Consider the following 14,087-nt stretch of genomic DNA (forward strand, 5'->3'; position numbering starts at 1 on the left):
CGGTCAAGCAGGGTGGAACCGCGGAGTGATTTATGTCTCCGTCCCTGTAACTTAATTGTTACAGGGACGGAGACTTTTGTTTTTGTCGTTGTAACAAATAAAATAGGAGGCAGAACATGAATTTTCAAACAATTATTTTGAAGCTCCAGAAATTCTGGGCAGACCAAAACTGCATCATGGGCCAGCCCTATGACGTCGAAAAAGGTGCGGGAACTATGAATCCGTCAACTTTTCTGCGCGTTTTAGGACCGGAACCATGGCGTGTGGCTTATGTAGAGCCATCTCGACGTCCGGCTGACGGGCGTTATGGGGATAACCCCAATCGGTTGTTCCAGCATCATCAATATCAGGTAATTATTAAACCGTCTCCGGATAATATTCAGGAGCTTTATCTCCAGAGCCTGGCCGAACTGGGTATCCGTCAGGAAGAACATGATATCCGTTTTGTTGAGGATAACTGGGAATCACCGACTTTAGGTGCTTGGGGACTTGGCTGGGAGGTTTGGCTGGATGGTATGGAAATTACCCAGTTCACCTATTTTCAGCAGGTCGGCAGTATCGACGTGAAACCTGTTACTGTTGAAATCACGTATGGTTTAGAGCGACTGGCTATGTATATCCAGGGTGTGGAAAATGTTTTTGATATTGAATGGGTGGATGGAGTCACTTATGGTGACGTTTTCCATACTAACGAAGTAGAACAGTCTTTTTACAATTTTCAAGTAGCTGATACAGCACTGCTGTTTGATCTGTTTGATAAATATGAAGCTGAGGCAAAACGCGTTATTGAGGCCGGATATATCCGTCCTGCTTATGATTATGTATTGAAATGTTCTCATACTTTTAACCTTTTGGATTCCCGCGGCGCCATCAGCGTCAGCGAAAGAACGGCTTTCATTGGCCGTGTGCGCGCTATGGCACGTTTGTGCGCAGCTGCTTATGTTGAACAAAGGGAAAAACTTGGCTTCCCGTTATTGAAAGGGGAGAATAAATAATGGAAAAATTATTATTTGAAATCGGTACTGAAGAGATCCCCGCAAAATTTATGCCGGGTATTCTTAAACAATTACAAGAGCTTGCTGCAGATAAAATGCAGGAGCTGCGTATTCCGTTTGAAAATATCAAGGTTTATGGCACGCCTCGCCGGATGACCTTTATTGCTGAAGGTGTAGCAGAAGCTCAGGCAGACAGTACGATTGAGGCTAAAGGGCCGTCTGCAAAAATTGCTTTCGTAAGCGGAGCTCCTTCCAAAGCGGCAATAGGCTTTGCCCGCGGGCAGGGGATAGACGTTAAAGACCTGGAAGTGCGCGGAGAATACGTTTATGCAGTAAAACATTTGGCAGGTCAACCTGTTGTCGATTTACTGCCCGGTTTGCTGCTTGATATCCTGGAGTCTTTATCTTTCCCGAAAAATATGCGCTGGGCCGATTATGATTTTCGGTTCGTGCGTCCTATCCGCTGGCTGGTAGCACTGTTCGGTGAAAAAGTAATACCGGTAGAAATTACCGGCGTAAAATCGGGCAGGTATTCGATGGGACATCGTTTTATGCAGCAATCTATGAAAGAGGCTGTGGAAACTAAAGGCCTGCTGAGCGCGGCTATCAATAAGGTTGGCAATGTAGTGCATTCTGCTGTTATGGGAATGCAGGGAGCTGTTGAGATCCCCAACGCTGATGCATATGTACAGGCACTGGCTGATAACTTTGTGATGGTCGATCAGGATGCCCGCCGTGAATTGATTCGTCAGCAGGTGACAGAACTGGCGGCTGTCGAAGGCGGAATTGCTGAAATTGACGAAGACTTACTGGAAGAAGTCAATTATCTTGTTGAATATCCTACTGCATTATGTGGGAAATTTGAAGAAAAATTCCTGTCGTTACCGAAGGAAGCCATTATCACCCCAATGCGTGAACATCAGCGTTATTTTCCGGTAGTGGATGAAGAAGGCAGGCTGCTCAATAAATTTATTACAGTCCGCAATGGCGGTAAAGAGTTTTTAGATGTTGTCGCACACGGTAATGAACGTGTTTTACGCGCTCGTCTCAGTGATGCTGAATTCTTCTTCAATGAAGACCGCAAACTAAAATTGGAAGACCGTCTGGAAAAATTGAAAACAGTTTCATTCCAGGAAGGTCTGGGCAACATGTATGATAAGAGTGAGCGGTTGGCTAAACTGGCTGAAATGGTTAAGTTTGCCATTAATGTTAAAGTTGACGATACTAACCTCAAACGTACAGCTTTGCTGTCTAAAACAGATCTTGTTGCCGGGATGGTGGTTGAATTTACAGAGCTGCAGGGAGTTATGGGGCGTGAATATGCCAAATTAGACGGCGAACCTGCTGAAGTTGCTGAAGGTATTTATGAACACTATCTGCCGCGTTTTGCCGGTGACGAGCTGCCGAAGGGTACTATTGGACGTATTGTCGGCATCAGTGATAAAATGGATAATATCGTTGCTACTTTCAGCCGCGGACTTGCACCGACAGGCTCGCAGGATCCTTATGCATTGCGTCGTCAGGCTTTGGGTATCATCAATATTCTTATCAGCAGTAACTATCATATGCCCCTGATCAAAATTCTGGCAGGTGCGCTGTATCTGCTCAATATCAAACCGGAAGATACCGGTAAATTGATACCGCAGATTTTAGAATTCTTTAAATTACGTTTGAAAAATATGATGATCGAACAGGGCATCCGTTATGACGTTGTCGATGCTGTTTTTGCCGATGAACGCAACGATGATTTAGTAGATATTTACGCGCGCTGCAAGGCTTTGAATGCGTATGTAGTTCTGCCGGAAGCAGAAGCTGTTATTCAGGCTTCTATCCGTGTCTGCAATCTTTGCAAAAAAATTGAGACTGAAGTTGCTATAAGCAGTGCGCTTTTTGCCGACCCGGCAGAGCAGGAATTGCATGATGTTCTGATTCGTCTTAATAAAGAGCTTATCCCGGACATCGTGACTTATAATTATGCCGGTGCATTAAAACTTGCCGAGCAGGTAGTTGAGCCTGTAAATAAATTCTTTGACAGTGTTATGGTCATGGATGAAAATGTTGATATTAAAAATAATCGTCTGGCCCTTCTTGAGCAGGCGAAAGAGGTTACAAATGCTGTCGGCGATTTGAGCTGTATCGTTCTTTAATCGCACATTTTACGGCAGTTGTTTTGTCAGGCCCTTGGTTACAAACACCAGAGTACATTTAGTACGCGGCGTGTCTGTCATCAGGGGCTTTCCTTGTATTTGCAGTGAGATTCGTGGGCTTGATTGTATTGTTAAGAAATATACTAAGAAGTACATTGTGCAATCTTTACATATATGGCGCAGTCTATGAGATGGATTTTAGTTATAATCTGCTGATTTTACTTTTTCCCAGGTATCATTTAGTGTATACTAATATATATACTCTGTTTTTCCTGTGACGAAAATATTATTTAAAGAGTAAAGGAGGGCCGTACTGAAAATAAGCATATTTTGTAAAATTTAACACAAAAAGTTAAAAAGCGATGAAAAAAGTCCTTGAATGTGGTGTACAAATATGATATAGTATACACTATATTAAGGGCGCAGCCCAAAAAGTATAATATAAAGGAGTGCTACAATCATGAAAAAAGAAGAACAGTTTCTTCTCTGGTTTGAGCAATTAGAAAGAAAAGACGTTGATATCGTTGGCGGCAAATCCTCTTCCCTCGGTGAAATGACTGCTAAGACAGATGTTCCCGTTCCTTACGGTTTTGCTACTACGGCTTACGCTTATAGATACTTCATTAAAGAAAGCGGTCTTGAAGAAAAGATGCGCTCTATTTTGTCTGAATTGACTGACGTTGAAAACAGCGCTTTACTGCGTGATGTCAGCGCTCGTCTGCGTGATGCCATCATGGCTGAGAAAATGCCTCAGGATCTGCAGGACGCTATTGGCGCTGCTTATGTTGAACTTGGTAAAAGAGTCGGCGAAGAGAATCCCTATGTCGCCGTTCGTTCCAGTGCTACAGCTGAAGATTTACCGGATGCAAGCTTTGCTGGTCAGCAGGATACCTATCTGAACGTACAGGGTGCTGAAACCATTATCGCAAAGGTAAAGGAATGCTACGCTTCCTGCTTTACCGACCGTGCTGTTTATTATCGTGAAAAACAAGGCTTTGATCATATAGAAGTTGCTTTGAGTGCCGTTGTACAAATGATGGTTTTCTCTAAAACTTCCGGTGTTATGTTTACTGTTAACGTTGCTACTGGCGATGACAATAATATCCTGATTGAGGCAGCCTTTGGACTGGGTGAATATGTTGTTCAGGGTACTGTTACTCCTGATAATTATACTATTTCCAAACATGACCACAAAATCATTGACCGCTGCGTAAATGAGCAGGACATCATGCTTGTACGCAAAAAAGGCGGCGACTGTGAAGAAGTGCAGGTCCCTGAAGAACTGCGCAAAGTACAGACTTTGACTGACGAGCAGATTTTGGAACTGGCTGATTATGCTAAAAAGATCGAAAAACATTATGGCTGCTATATGGATATGGAATGGGGCGTTGATGAACGTACCAATAAAATCTGGATTCTGCAGGCCCGTCCGGAAACCGTATGGAGCCGCCGCAATAAAGAAGGAGGAGCAAAAGTGCAGGAAAGCAAATCTATGACTACTACTGATCATAAAGTTATCGTGAAAGGTTTGCCTGCAAGCCCGGGTAAAGTTTCTGGCCGCGTACACGTTATTCTTGATCCTTCCCGCATCGATGAATTTAAAGAAGGAGAGATCCTTGTTACTGAGATGACCGCTCCTGACTGGGTACCGGCAATGAAAAAAGCCAAAGCTATCGTCACTGACAGCGGCGGAATGACCTGTCATGCTTCCATCGTTAGCCGCGAGCTGGGTATTCCCTGTATCGTTGGTACTAAGAGCCGTGGTGAAGCTGCTACTGTTACTATTCCTGACGGTATTGATGTAACTATCGATGCTACTCATGGCGTAGTTTATGAAGGCATTATTGAAGAAGCTAAAAAAGAAAATCAGGCAGGCGCTGCTGTAGCGGTTGCTGAATACTTCCCGCCGACTGGCACTAAAGTTTATATGAATTTGGGCGATCCGGAACTGGCTGAGAAATATTCCAGTCTGCCCTGTGATGGTATCGGTTTGATGCGTGAAGAGTTCATCTGGACTACTTATATCCATGAACATCCTTTGTATCTCATTAAAACCGGACATCCTGAAAAAGTTGTCGATCAGCTGGCAGAAGGTATGCGTCAGGTTTGTCAGGCAATGGCTCCCAGACCGGTTACTCTGCGTTTCAGCGATTTCAAATCCAGTGAATATCGTGATTTGAAAGGCGGCGATGAGTTCGAACCTTATGAACCTTCAGCATTATTGGGCTGGCGCGGTGCTTCACGTTATTATGATCCTAAATACATCGAAGCTTTCAAACTGGAATGCCAGGCTGTAGTGAAAGTTCGTGAAGAGTTTGGTCTGAAAAACCTTAATGTTATGATTCCTTTCTGCCGTAATGTAGAGGAATGTGAAAAAGTGGTTAAGATTATGGCTGAATGTGGCTTGGAGCGCGGTAAGGACTTTAAAGTATGGTTGATGGCTGAAATTCCTTCCAATATCATTCTGGCCGATCAGTTCAATAAGTATGTAGACGGTTATTCTATCGGTTCTAACGATTTGACCATGCTGGTGCTTGGCTGTGACCGTGATAATGATACTGTTTCCCATATCTATGATGAACGTAATCTGGCAGTGCGCCGTGCAGTACGTCACCTTATTGAGGTTGCTCACAGCGAAGGCAAAACTGTTTCTATCTGTGGTCAGGCTCCCAGCGTTTATCCTGAATTCTGTGAATTCCTCATTAAGAGCGGTATCGACAGTATTTCCGTAAATCCTGATACTGTTAAATTTACCAAAAAATTAGTTGCTCAAGTAGAGCAGCGTGTTATGCTCGACGCTTTAACAGGTCGCGGCCGTAAAGAAGTCGAAGAACTTGACTGGAAATAATAATTAAGAAAAACCCCGTTGTCTTTTAAGACAGCGGGGTTTGTTTATTAAAAATAGAATTTAGAGTTTTTTAGCTTTGATGGCGATAAGATTCATATATTTCCCTGCACCGGCATTCATTGAAGCTCTATCGTTGATGGCATGTTCCTCATCACATTCCAGCCAGTCCTGCCAGGCTTCCTCCATACACTTCAGCTCTGAGATGCTTTCGATATTGATCGTTTGAGATTGTGAAAGCAGTTCGTGCCACCACTTACAGCTGTGAAAGGTATCAAGATCTTCAGCACCCCAGGAAATGAGCAGTTCGGACGGCAGATTATTGTGATAATCTTTTTTGAAGCCGGGGAAGGCTAAGGCAATGATACCATTTGGTTTGATATAAGGAGCTAGTTTGGTGTCCATAAATTCAGGTGTATTGCCAAAATAATGATATGAATCGACACTGATCACCGCATCAAAATAATTTTCAGCATAGGGAAGGTCAAGGGCATTGGCATGGATTGGTATGATGCGATCTTCAAGCCCGAGCTTTTTGAAGCGCTCAAAATTTTCTGCAGCTGTTATCCAAAGGTCAGTTGCATAGACTTGTACGCCGAATTCTTTTGCTAAAAAGATTGATGTAAGTCCTTTGCCGCAGCCCAAATCAAGTATTTTCATATCTGACGTGAGTTTTATTCCTTCTGTAAGTTCTTCTAAAATTTTTAAGGCATTAGGGCCCATCATATTTTCAAGCAGAAATTGCTTGTCGTATTGTTCGCTTTTAGGATATTTCATTATAGCACCTGCTTTCTCTGTCTTTGTGTTTATTATATTACAGGTTTTACAAAATTACTTCCTGCATTTTTTTTCTGAAAAGAAAAAGAGAACGTCAGGTAATGACGTTCTCAAGGATCAGATTTTCTTTTTAGCAATGATACTGTATATTGTTTTAGATGACAAAAAGTATTCTTCGGCAAGAACAGTAACAGGAATTCCACTTAGATAACGGCAGAATATTTCCTGATTACGTTCAGCAGTTTGTTGTTTTGTACCTTTGGTCGATCCCCAGGGGCGTTTGTTATTGGTTTTACGAGGGATATAGATATATTCACCGTCTATGTATTCCTGAATAGCTGATAAAAGTGGCGGTGGTAATATTTTTTTACCGTTTTGATAGCACATATTGCTTCCTCCCAGATTTATAATTACCGGGATGGCAGCAAAAGCTGTTTTGTTTTAGCGATTGCCTGTCAAATAGCCTTTGCTACCTGACATGACCGCATCGATATTTCTTAAAGGATTGATAAAGCAATCCTCCTTTCAAATAATAGATTCTGGGTTTATCTTATACGATAGCGGCAGATATTGCAAGAAGCAGATTTGTAGGTTTGCTGTAATGCGTGGGAAGTAAAATTCCTGGAAAATATTTTGATTTTGGTTTGACGTACCACTTAATGGATGGTAAAATATTACCAATAGAATATTACCTTTAAAGCGGTCCTGTGAGACTGTAAGGTAGACTTTTAGGTAACTTGTACTACAAGCCTTCTTTGCCATCTTGCAGGCACAGAAGGCTTTTTTATGTGATTAATAGGAGGTAGGACAATGGCAAAAGCAAACGTATCTCTGGGTGGCAGAGATATCCTTGATCTGGATTCACTTTCCATCGAGGAATATGAAATGATTCTGCAAACTGCGGCAGAAATGAAGAAAATCATGAAACGTGATATCAAAAAGGTGCCGTCACTGCGGGGAAAATCCATTATCAACCTTTTTTATGAACCAAGCACCAGAACAAGAACCTCATTTGAGCTGGCTGGAAAATATCTTGGCGCTGACGTAGTTAATATTACTACTGCCAGCTCCAGCGTTGTAAAAGGTGAATGCCTGCGCGATACTATTCTTACTGTACAATCTATGGCTTGTGACGCAATCGTTATGCGCCATCCGATCGAGGGTGCCGCTGCTTATGCTGCGGAGGTTGCTGATCCTGTTATCATCAACGCCGGTGACGGAGCGCATGCACATCCTTCTCAGGGACTTCTGGATATGTTTACCATTCGTGAACAGGGAAAAGATCTGAAGGGGTTAAAAATGGCGATTTTAGGTGACGTTCTGTATAGTCGCGTTGCCCGTACTAATATCGCTGCCTGGACTAAGATGGGGGCTGATGTACATGTAGCCGGACCAATGACTTTGCTGCCTCACGATATAGAAAGTCTGGGCGTAACCGTACACAAACGTGTTGAAGATGCTATCGAAGGTGCAGATGTTATTGATGTCCTGCGCATTCAGCTGGAACGTCAGAAAAAAGGACTGTTCCCGTCTCCGCGTGAATATGCACGAATCTTTGGCTTGAATGAAAAGCGTCTGGCGCTGGCAAAACCCGATGTTACTGTCCTGCATCCCGGGCCGATGAATCGCGGCCTGGAAATTTCCTGGGAGGTCGGCTACTGCGATAACGCCGCTATTCGTGATGAAGTGCAAAATGGTGTAGCAGTACGTATGGCACTCTTATTCTTGACTTTGACGGGGGGTAAGCAAATTGAAAACATTGATTAAAAACGGTCGTGTCATCGATCCCAGCCAAAATATTGATGCCATTATGGATTTATTGGTGGAAGACGGTGTAATCAAAGAAGTTGCGGCGGAGATTAAAGCTGCTGCCGATGAAGTATATGATGCCGATGGGCTTATAGTGGCGCCTGGTTTGGTTGACGTGCATACACATTTGCGTGAACCGGGCCTGGAAGCTAAGGAAGATATCGTAACAGGTACAATGGCTGCGGCAGCCGGCGGTGTTACGACTATCGCCTGCATGCCGAATACCAAACCCGTTATTGATAACTCTATCATTGTTTCCGGTATTAAGGAACGTGCTGCACGTGAAGGCTATGTTAATGTAGAGGTTATCGGTGCTATCAGCAAAGGCGAAGAAGGTAAAGAGCTGGCTGAAATGATCGATATGTCTGAAAAAGGCGCGATGGCGTTCTCGGATGACGGGCACTTTGTCAACAGTCCGCGTCTGTTTACACTTGCCGCCAAATATATAGGTGCTTTTGATAAAGTTTTGATTTCCCATGCTATCGAACCGGAACTGGGACATGAAGGCTACATGCATGAAGGTGCTGTTTCCGCACGTATCGGAGTGCCCGGTATACCTGCAATAGCAGAAGATATTGCTGTTGCCCGCGACTGTCTTATTGCCGAATATACCGGCGCACATGTACATATTGCGCATGTTGCCAGTAAAGGCGCTGTTGATATCATTCGCGGCTTTAAGAAAAAAGGTGTCAATGTGACCTGTGAAGTTACAGTACATCATCTGACTTTAACTGACGAGGCCTGTGCTACTTACAGCAGTGCTACCAGGGTCTCGCCGCCGCTGCGCAGCATGGATCATGTAGAGGCTTTGCGCGCTGCAGTTAAAGATGGCACGGTAGATGCGATCGTCACTGACCACGCTCCGCATGCTCCTGAAGAAAAAGACGTTGAGTTCCGTTATGCTCCCTGCGGATTTACGGGTTTGGAAACATCCGTTGGTGTAGTTTTAACTGATCTTTATCATACAAACATCTTCACAATTAACGAAATTATTGGTAAAATGAGTACAGAACCTGCGAATATTTTTGCACTAAAAGCTGGAAGTTTAAAAGTTGGTTATCCGGCAGATGTAACTATTATCGACCTTAACAAAGAATGGACTGTTGATAATACGAAATTTTATACACGCGGCAAGGTAACTCCTTTCCAAGGAAAACATTGTAAAGGCAAAGCCGTAGCTACGATGGTAGCAGGTAAATTCGTAATGAGAGATGGTGAAGTATGCAAACGATAGCAAGAAAAGGTAAATTGGTATTAAAAGACGGCAGTGTTTATGAAGGCGAGCTGTATGGTAAACGCAATGCGGTAGGTGAGGTTGTTTTCACTACTGGTATGAGCGGTTATCAGGAAACCTTAACTGATCCGTCGTTTTGCGGGCAGATTGTTGTTATGACTTATCCTTTAGTTGGAAATTATGGTACTAACGATCTTTTTAATCAGGGGCGAAAATCTTTTTTTCAGGGATATGTGATCAGTGAACTGTGTGATCATCCCAGCAACTGGCGCTGCGAAAAAACGCTGGAACAGTTTTTAGATGAACAGGATGTACCTGTACTGACAGGCGTGGATACGCGTGCGATTACCCGTAAACTTCGCAATTATGGTGTACTGCAGGGTGTTATCGTGCCGGCAGAAATGCCGCAGGAGGAAGTGGAAAAGCTGCTGGCTACACCAGAAGTACATGATCAGGTAGCTACAGTAACAACTCCTGAAATTTATACGCTTGGCAACGGCAAATATCATGTTGCGGTCATGGATTTTGGTATCAAACAAAATATTCTTGAATATCTGGCCAGTTTTGACTGCCATTTGACGGTTTTTCCTGCATATACTACAGCAGAGGAGATTTTGGCAGCACGGCCGGACGGTATTTTCTTAGCTAATGGCCCCGGAGATCCGAAGGATTTACAGCCGATCATTGAAGAAGTTAAAAAGCTGATCGGCAAGAAGCCTATTTTCGGCATCTGCTTAGGTCATCAAATTTTAGCTTTGGCTAATGGTGCTGATACCTTTAAAATGAAATTCGGGCATCGTGGCGTCAATCATCCGGTTAAAGACCTTTTGGAAAATAAGGTTCTGATCAGTTCACAAAACCATGGTTATGCTGTTGACGAAAAATCTTTAGCCGGTCTGAATGTGGAAATAACTAATATCTCACTGAATGATGGTACGATTGAAGGTTTGCGTTATCTTGACCATCCTTCTTTCGCAGTTCAGTATCATCCCGAGGCAAGCCCCGGACCAGGCGGCCATGAATATTTATTTAAACGTTTTGTAAAAATGATGGGAGGCCAAAACTGATGCCAAAGCTGCAAAATATCAAAAAAGTTCTTGTTATCGGTTCCGGCCCGATCATTATCGGTCAAGCTGCTGAGTTTGACTATGCCGGTACTCAGGCCTGCCGTTCTCTGAAAGAAGAAGGGCTGGAGGTCGTACTTGTCAATAGTAACCCGGCTACGATTATGACGGACGTGCATATTGCCGACCGTGTTTATATTGAGCCTGTTAATGTTGAATTTTTGGAAAGTGTTATTAAACGCGAGCGTCCTGATTCTTTGCTGGCAACTTTGGGTGGTCAGGTTGGCCTGAATCTTGCAATCGATCTGGAGGAAAAAGGTATTCTGCGCGAATATAACGTGCAGCTTTTAGGTACTCAGATTTATAGTATCAAGAGAGCAGAAGATCGTGAGCTTTTCAAAGAAACTATGGAAAAAATCAATCAGCCGATTCCGGAAAGCGCTATTGTTGAAACGATGGCGGCAGCGAAGGAATTTGCCCGTAAAGTCGGGTTTCCTCTGATCGTTCGGCCAGCATATACTTTGGGCGGCACCGGCGGCGGTATCGCTGAAAGTGAAGATGAACTGGATGAAATCGTTAATAAAGGTTTGAAATACAGTCTTATTGGTCAGGCATTGATTGAACGCAGCGTAGCGGGCTGGAAAGAGATTGAATTTGAAGTGCTGCGTGACGCGGCTGATAACTGCATCACTGTCTGCTCAATGGAAAATCTTGATCCTGTAGGCGTACATACCGGCGATTCTATCGTTGCCGCTCCGGCGCAGACTCTGAGCGATCGCGAAGTACAGCTGCTGCGTCAGGCTTCTATTGATATAGTACGTGAATTGGGTGTGCGCGGCGGCTGTAATGTGCAGCTGGCATTGGATCCCAATTCTGAACGTTATTATGTAATCGAAGTAAATCCGCGTGTCAGCCGTTCTTCGGCTTTGGCTTCTAAAGCTACCGGTTACCCGATCGCAAAGGTTTCCAGTAAAATAGCTATCGGTTATAATCTGGACGAGATTCAAAATGCTGTAACGAAAAAGACAACTGCCTGCTTCGAGCCTTCTATTGATTATGTAGTACTGAAATTCCCGCGCTGGCCTTTTGATAAATTTGTTACAGCCGACCGTACATTAGGCACCCAAATGAAGGCTACCGGCGAAGTTATGGCTATCGAACGCACACTGGAAGCAGCAATGCTGAAAGCGATCCGTTCTTTGGAAATCGGTTTGACTCATCTGGAAATGCCGGAATTAAAAGAACTGAGTGATGAAGAAATTCGTGCTCGCATTTCTAAGATCGATGATGAACGTATCTTTGTTGTTGCCGAAGCACTTCGTCGAGGCGTAAGTCTGGAAGAGATCCATGAGATCACGATGATCGACAGATGGTTCCTGCAGAAAATATTGAATATCGTCAAGATGGAAACTGTTTTAAAAACTGAACCGATGACTAAGGAGATAATGCGTAAAGCTAAACGCATGGGCTTTGCCGATGTGGTTATTGGCGAATATATCGGTAAACAGATGATGGAAGTACGTGCTATACGTAAGGACTGGGGCATTATCCCAACCTATAAAATGGTTGATACCTGTGCTGCCGAGTTTGAAGCTGAAACACCTTATTATTATTCTACCTATGCTGTTGAAGATGAAGTGCGCGTCAGTGATAAAAAGAAGGTTGCTGTGTTAGGCAGCGGACCGATCCGTATCGGGCAAGGCGTAGAGTTTGACTATTGCTCTGTACATTCCGTATGGGCACTGAAAGAGCTTGGATATGAAACCATCATTATTAACAATAACCCGGAAACTGTAAGTACGGACTTTGATACTTCTGATCGTCTGTATTTTGAACCTTTGACAGTAGAAGATGTTTTGAATATTCTTGATAAAGAACAGCCTGAAGGCGTTATCGTACAGTTTGGCGGCCAAACGGCAATCAATCTGGCTGGACCGCTTGCAGATGCAGGCGTGAAAATACTTGGCTCCAGTGTTGACAGTATTGACAGAGCCGAAGATAGAGAACGTTTTGAACAGCTTTTGACAAACTGCAATATTCCGCGTCCGAAAGGGCATACTGTTTTTGATACGGCAGGCGCTTTAAAAGCTGCAGCTGATGTCGGATATCCGGTTATGGTTCGTCCGTCTTATGTTTTGGGCGGTCGCGCAATGGAAATAGTTTATAATGATGAAGAACTGAAACATTATATGTCCAGTGCTGTTAAGGCTTCACGCGAACATCCGGTACTGGTCGATCATTATCTGCAGGGTACAGAGGTCGAAGTCGATGCTATCTGCGACGGTAATGAAGTGCTGATTCCCGGTATTATGGAGCATATCGAACGTGCAGGTGTGCATTCCGGCGATTCTATCGCTGTTTATCCGCCGCGTAATCTGTCCGAGTCGGTTATCAAAACTATCATTGATTATACCAACCGTATGGCACTTGGACTGGAAGTAAAAGGCATGATCAACATCCAGTATATCGTACGGAATAATGAGGTTTATGTAATTGAAGTAAATCCGCGTTCTTCCCGTACAGTTCCTTTCCTGAGTAAGGTCACCAACGTGCCGATGATCAATGTAGCAACTAAAGCAGCTATGGGTCATTCGCTGCGTGAGCAGGGGTATAAACCAGGCTTGGGCTTCTTCCCGGACTATTATGCAGTTAAAGCCCCTGTGTTCTCCTTCAACAAAATGAGTAATGTCGATATTACATTAGGGCCTGAGATGAAATCTACAGGCGAAGTAATGTGCGTTGATTATCAGTACTCACGTGCTTTGTATAAAGCATGTATTGCTTCCGGTATCAATGTACCGCATGAAGGCTCGATACTGATCACTGTTGCTGATATGGATAAACCTGAAGCGGCAGAAATTGCGGCCGGTTTTGCCGATCTGGGCTATGAAATCATGGCTACCGGAGGTACAGCGGAATATCTGAAAGAAAAGGGTGTTAAGGTGACCGTAGCGACTAAAGTCAGCGAGGGCAGCCCCAACATTCTTGACGATATCAAAGAAGGCCGGATAAGTATGGTTATCAATACAACTAACCATGGTCGTGATGCTGAGCGTGACGGCTTTAAAATCAGACGTTCTACAGTAGAGCATGCCATTGCCTGCCTGACTTCTATGGACACAGCACGTGAACTGCAGCACGTTATGTCGGCAATGCGCCGCCGCCGTGTGGTCAGCATCGTTGCATTGCAGGATTTAGCCTGGGAGGGATAAGCCC

9 protein-coding genes are annotated in these 14,087 nt (G+C 43.9%); 7 read left to right on the forward strand and 2 right to left on the reverse strand.

What is annotated here, in order from left to right:
* The first annotated feature begins 116 nt into the window (after positions 1–116).
* The 3 genes from glyQ (at position 117) to ppsA (ending at position 5,990) form a co-directional block, all read left to right on the forward strand.
* Positions 117–995 carry a glycine--tRNA ligase subunit alpha gene (gene glyQ / locus C8D73_RS06360; protein WP_021716943.1) on the forward strand — a complete coding sequence of 293 codons (879 nt, stop codon included), beginning with the start codon at positions 117–119 and terminating at the stop codon, positions 993–995.
* Positions 995–3,142: a glycine--tRNA ligase subunit beta gene (gene glyS, locus C8D73_RS06365; protein WP_211305787.1), complete on the forward strand. Its 2,148-nt coding sequence runs from the start codon at positions 995–997 to the stop codon at positions 3,140–3,142. The genes glyQ and glyS overlap by 1 nt, the downstream gene beginning before the upstream one ends.
* A gap of 460 nt (positions 3,143–3,602) precedes the next feature.
* Positions 3,603–5,990: a phosphoenolpyruvate synthase gene (gene ppsA, locus C8D73_RS06370; RefSeq protein ID WP_021716941.1), complete on the forward strand. Its 2,388-nt coding sequence runs from the start codon at positions 3,603–3,605 to the stop codon at positions 5,988–5,990.
* A 60-nt stretch (positions 5,991–6,050) separates the two neighbouring features.
* Here the strand turns inward: ppsA and C8D73_RS06375 are convergent, their stop codons facing one another.
* Both C8D73_RS06375 and C8D73_RS06380 read right to left on the reverse strand, forming a co-directional pair.
* A complete protein-coding gene (locus C8D73_RS06375) occupies positions 6,051–6,764 on the reverse strand; it encodes an SAM-dependent methyltransferase (protein WP_113077678.1) in 714 nt (237 codons plus the stop codon).
* 117 nt (positions 6,765–6,881) lie between these two features.
* Positions 6,882–7,151 carry a CD3324 family protein gene (locus tag C8D73_RS06380; protein WP_021716939.1) on the reverse strand — a complete coding sequence of 90 codons (270 nt, stop codon included), beginning with the start codon at positions 7,149–7,151 and terminating at the stop codon, positions 6,882–6,884.
* Between the two features lie 423 nt (positions 7,152–7,574).
* On the opposite strand from C8D73_RS06380, the gene C8D73_RS06385 reads away from it, so the two are divergent.
* The 4 genes from C8D73_RS06385 to carB are packed head-to-tail and all read left to right on the forward strand — an operon-like array spanning position 7,575 to position 14,083.
* Positions 7,575–8,531 (forward strand): aspartate carbamoyltransferase catalytic subunit, encoded by a 957-nt coding sequence (locus C8D73_RS06385; RefSeq protein ID WP_021716938.1) that lies wholly within the window; start codon positions 7,575–7,577, stop codon positions 8,529–8,531.
* Positions 8,515–9,807, forward strand: a complete 1,293-nt coding sequence (locus tag C8D73_RS06390; RefSeq protein ID WP_021716937.1) for a dihydroorotase — start codon at positions 8,515–8,517, stop codon at positions 9,805–9,807. The genes C8D73_RS06385 and C8D73_RS06390 overlap by 17 nt, the downstream gene beginning before the upstream one ends.
* Positions 9,795–10,874, forward strand: coding sequence for a glutamine-hydrolyzing carbamoyl-phosphate synthase small subunit (gene carA / locus C8D73_RS06395; RefSeq protein WP_021716936.1), 1,080 nt, complete (start codon positions 9,795–9,797; stop codon positions 10,872–10,874). The genes C8D73_RS06390 and carA overlap by 13 nt, the downstream gene beginning before the upstream one ends.
* A complete protein-coding gene (carB, locus tag C8D73_RS06400; RefSeq protein WP_113077679.1) occupies positions 10,874–14,083 on the forward strand; it encodes a carbamoyl-phosphate synthase large subunit in 3,210 nt (1,069 codons plus the stop codon). Before carA ends, carB begins: the two co-directional genes overlap by 1 nt.
* Positions 14,084–14,087: the final 4 nt, after the last annotated feature.

It is taken from the genome of Phascolarctobacterium faecium DSM 14760 (assembly GCF_003269275.1).
Taxonomy (GTDB): Bacteria; Bacillota; Negativicutes; order Acidaminococcales; family Acidaminococcaceae; genus Phascolarctobacterium; species Phascolarctobacterium faecium.

Coding starts and splice junctions, on each gene's coding strand:
- C8D73_RS06385 (WP_021716938.1), top strand. CDS start 7,575: ATGGCAAAAGCAAACGTATCTCTGGGTGGCAGAGATATCCTTGATCTG.
- glyS (WP_211305787.1), top strand. CDS start 995: ATGGAAAAATTATTATTTGAAATCGGTACTGAAGAGATCCCCGCAAAA.
- carA (WP_021716936.1), top strand. CDS start 9,795: ATGCAAACGATAGCAAGAAAAGGTAAATTGGTATTAAAAGACGGCAGT.
- glyQ (WP_021716943.1), top strand. CDS start 117: ATGAATTTTCAAACAATTATTTTGAAGCTCCAGAAATTCTGGGCAGAC.
- carB (WP_113077679.1), top strand. CDS start 10,874: ATGCCAAAGCTGCAAAATATCAAAAAAGTTCTTGTTATCGGTTCCGGC.
- C8D73_RS06380 (WP_021716939.1), bottom strand. CDS start 7,151: ATGTGCTATCAAAACGGTAAAAAAATATTACCACCGCCACTTTTATCA.
- C8D73_RS06375 (WP_113077678.1), bottom strand. CDS start 6,764: ATGAAATATCCTAAAAGCGAACAATACGACAAGCAATTTCTGCTTGAA.
- ppsA (WP_021716941.1), top strand. CDS start 3,603: ATGAAAAAAGAAGAACAGTTTCTTCTCTGGTTTGAGCAATTAGAAAGA.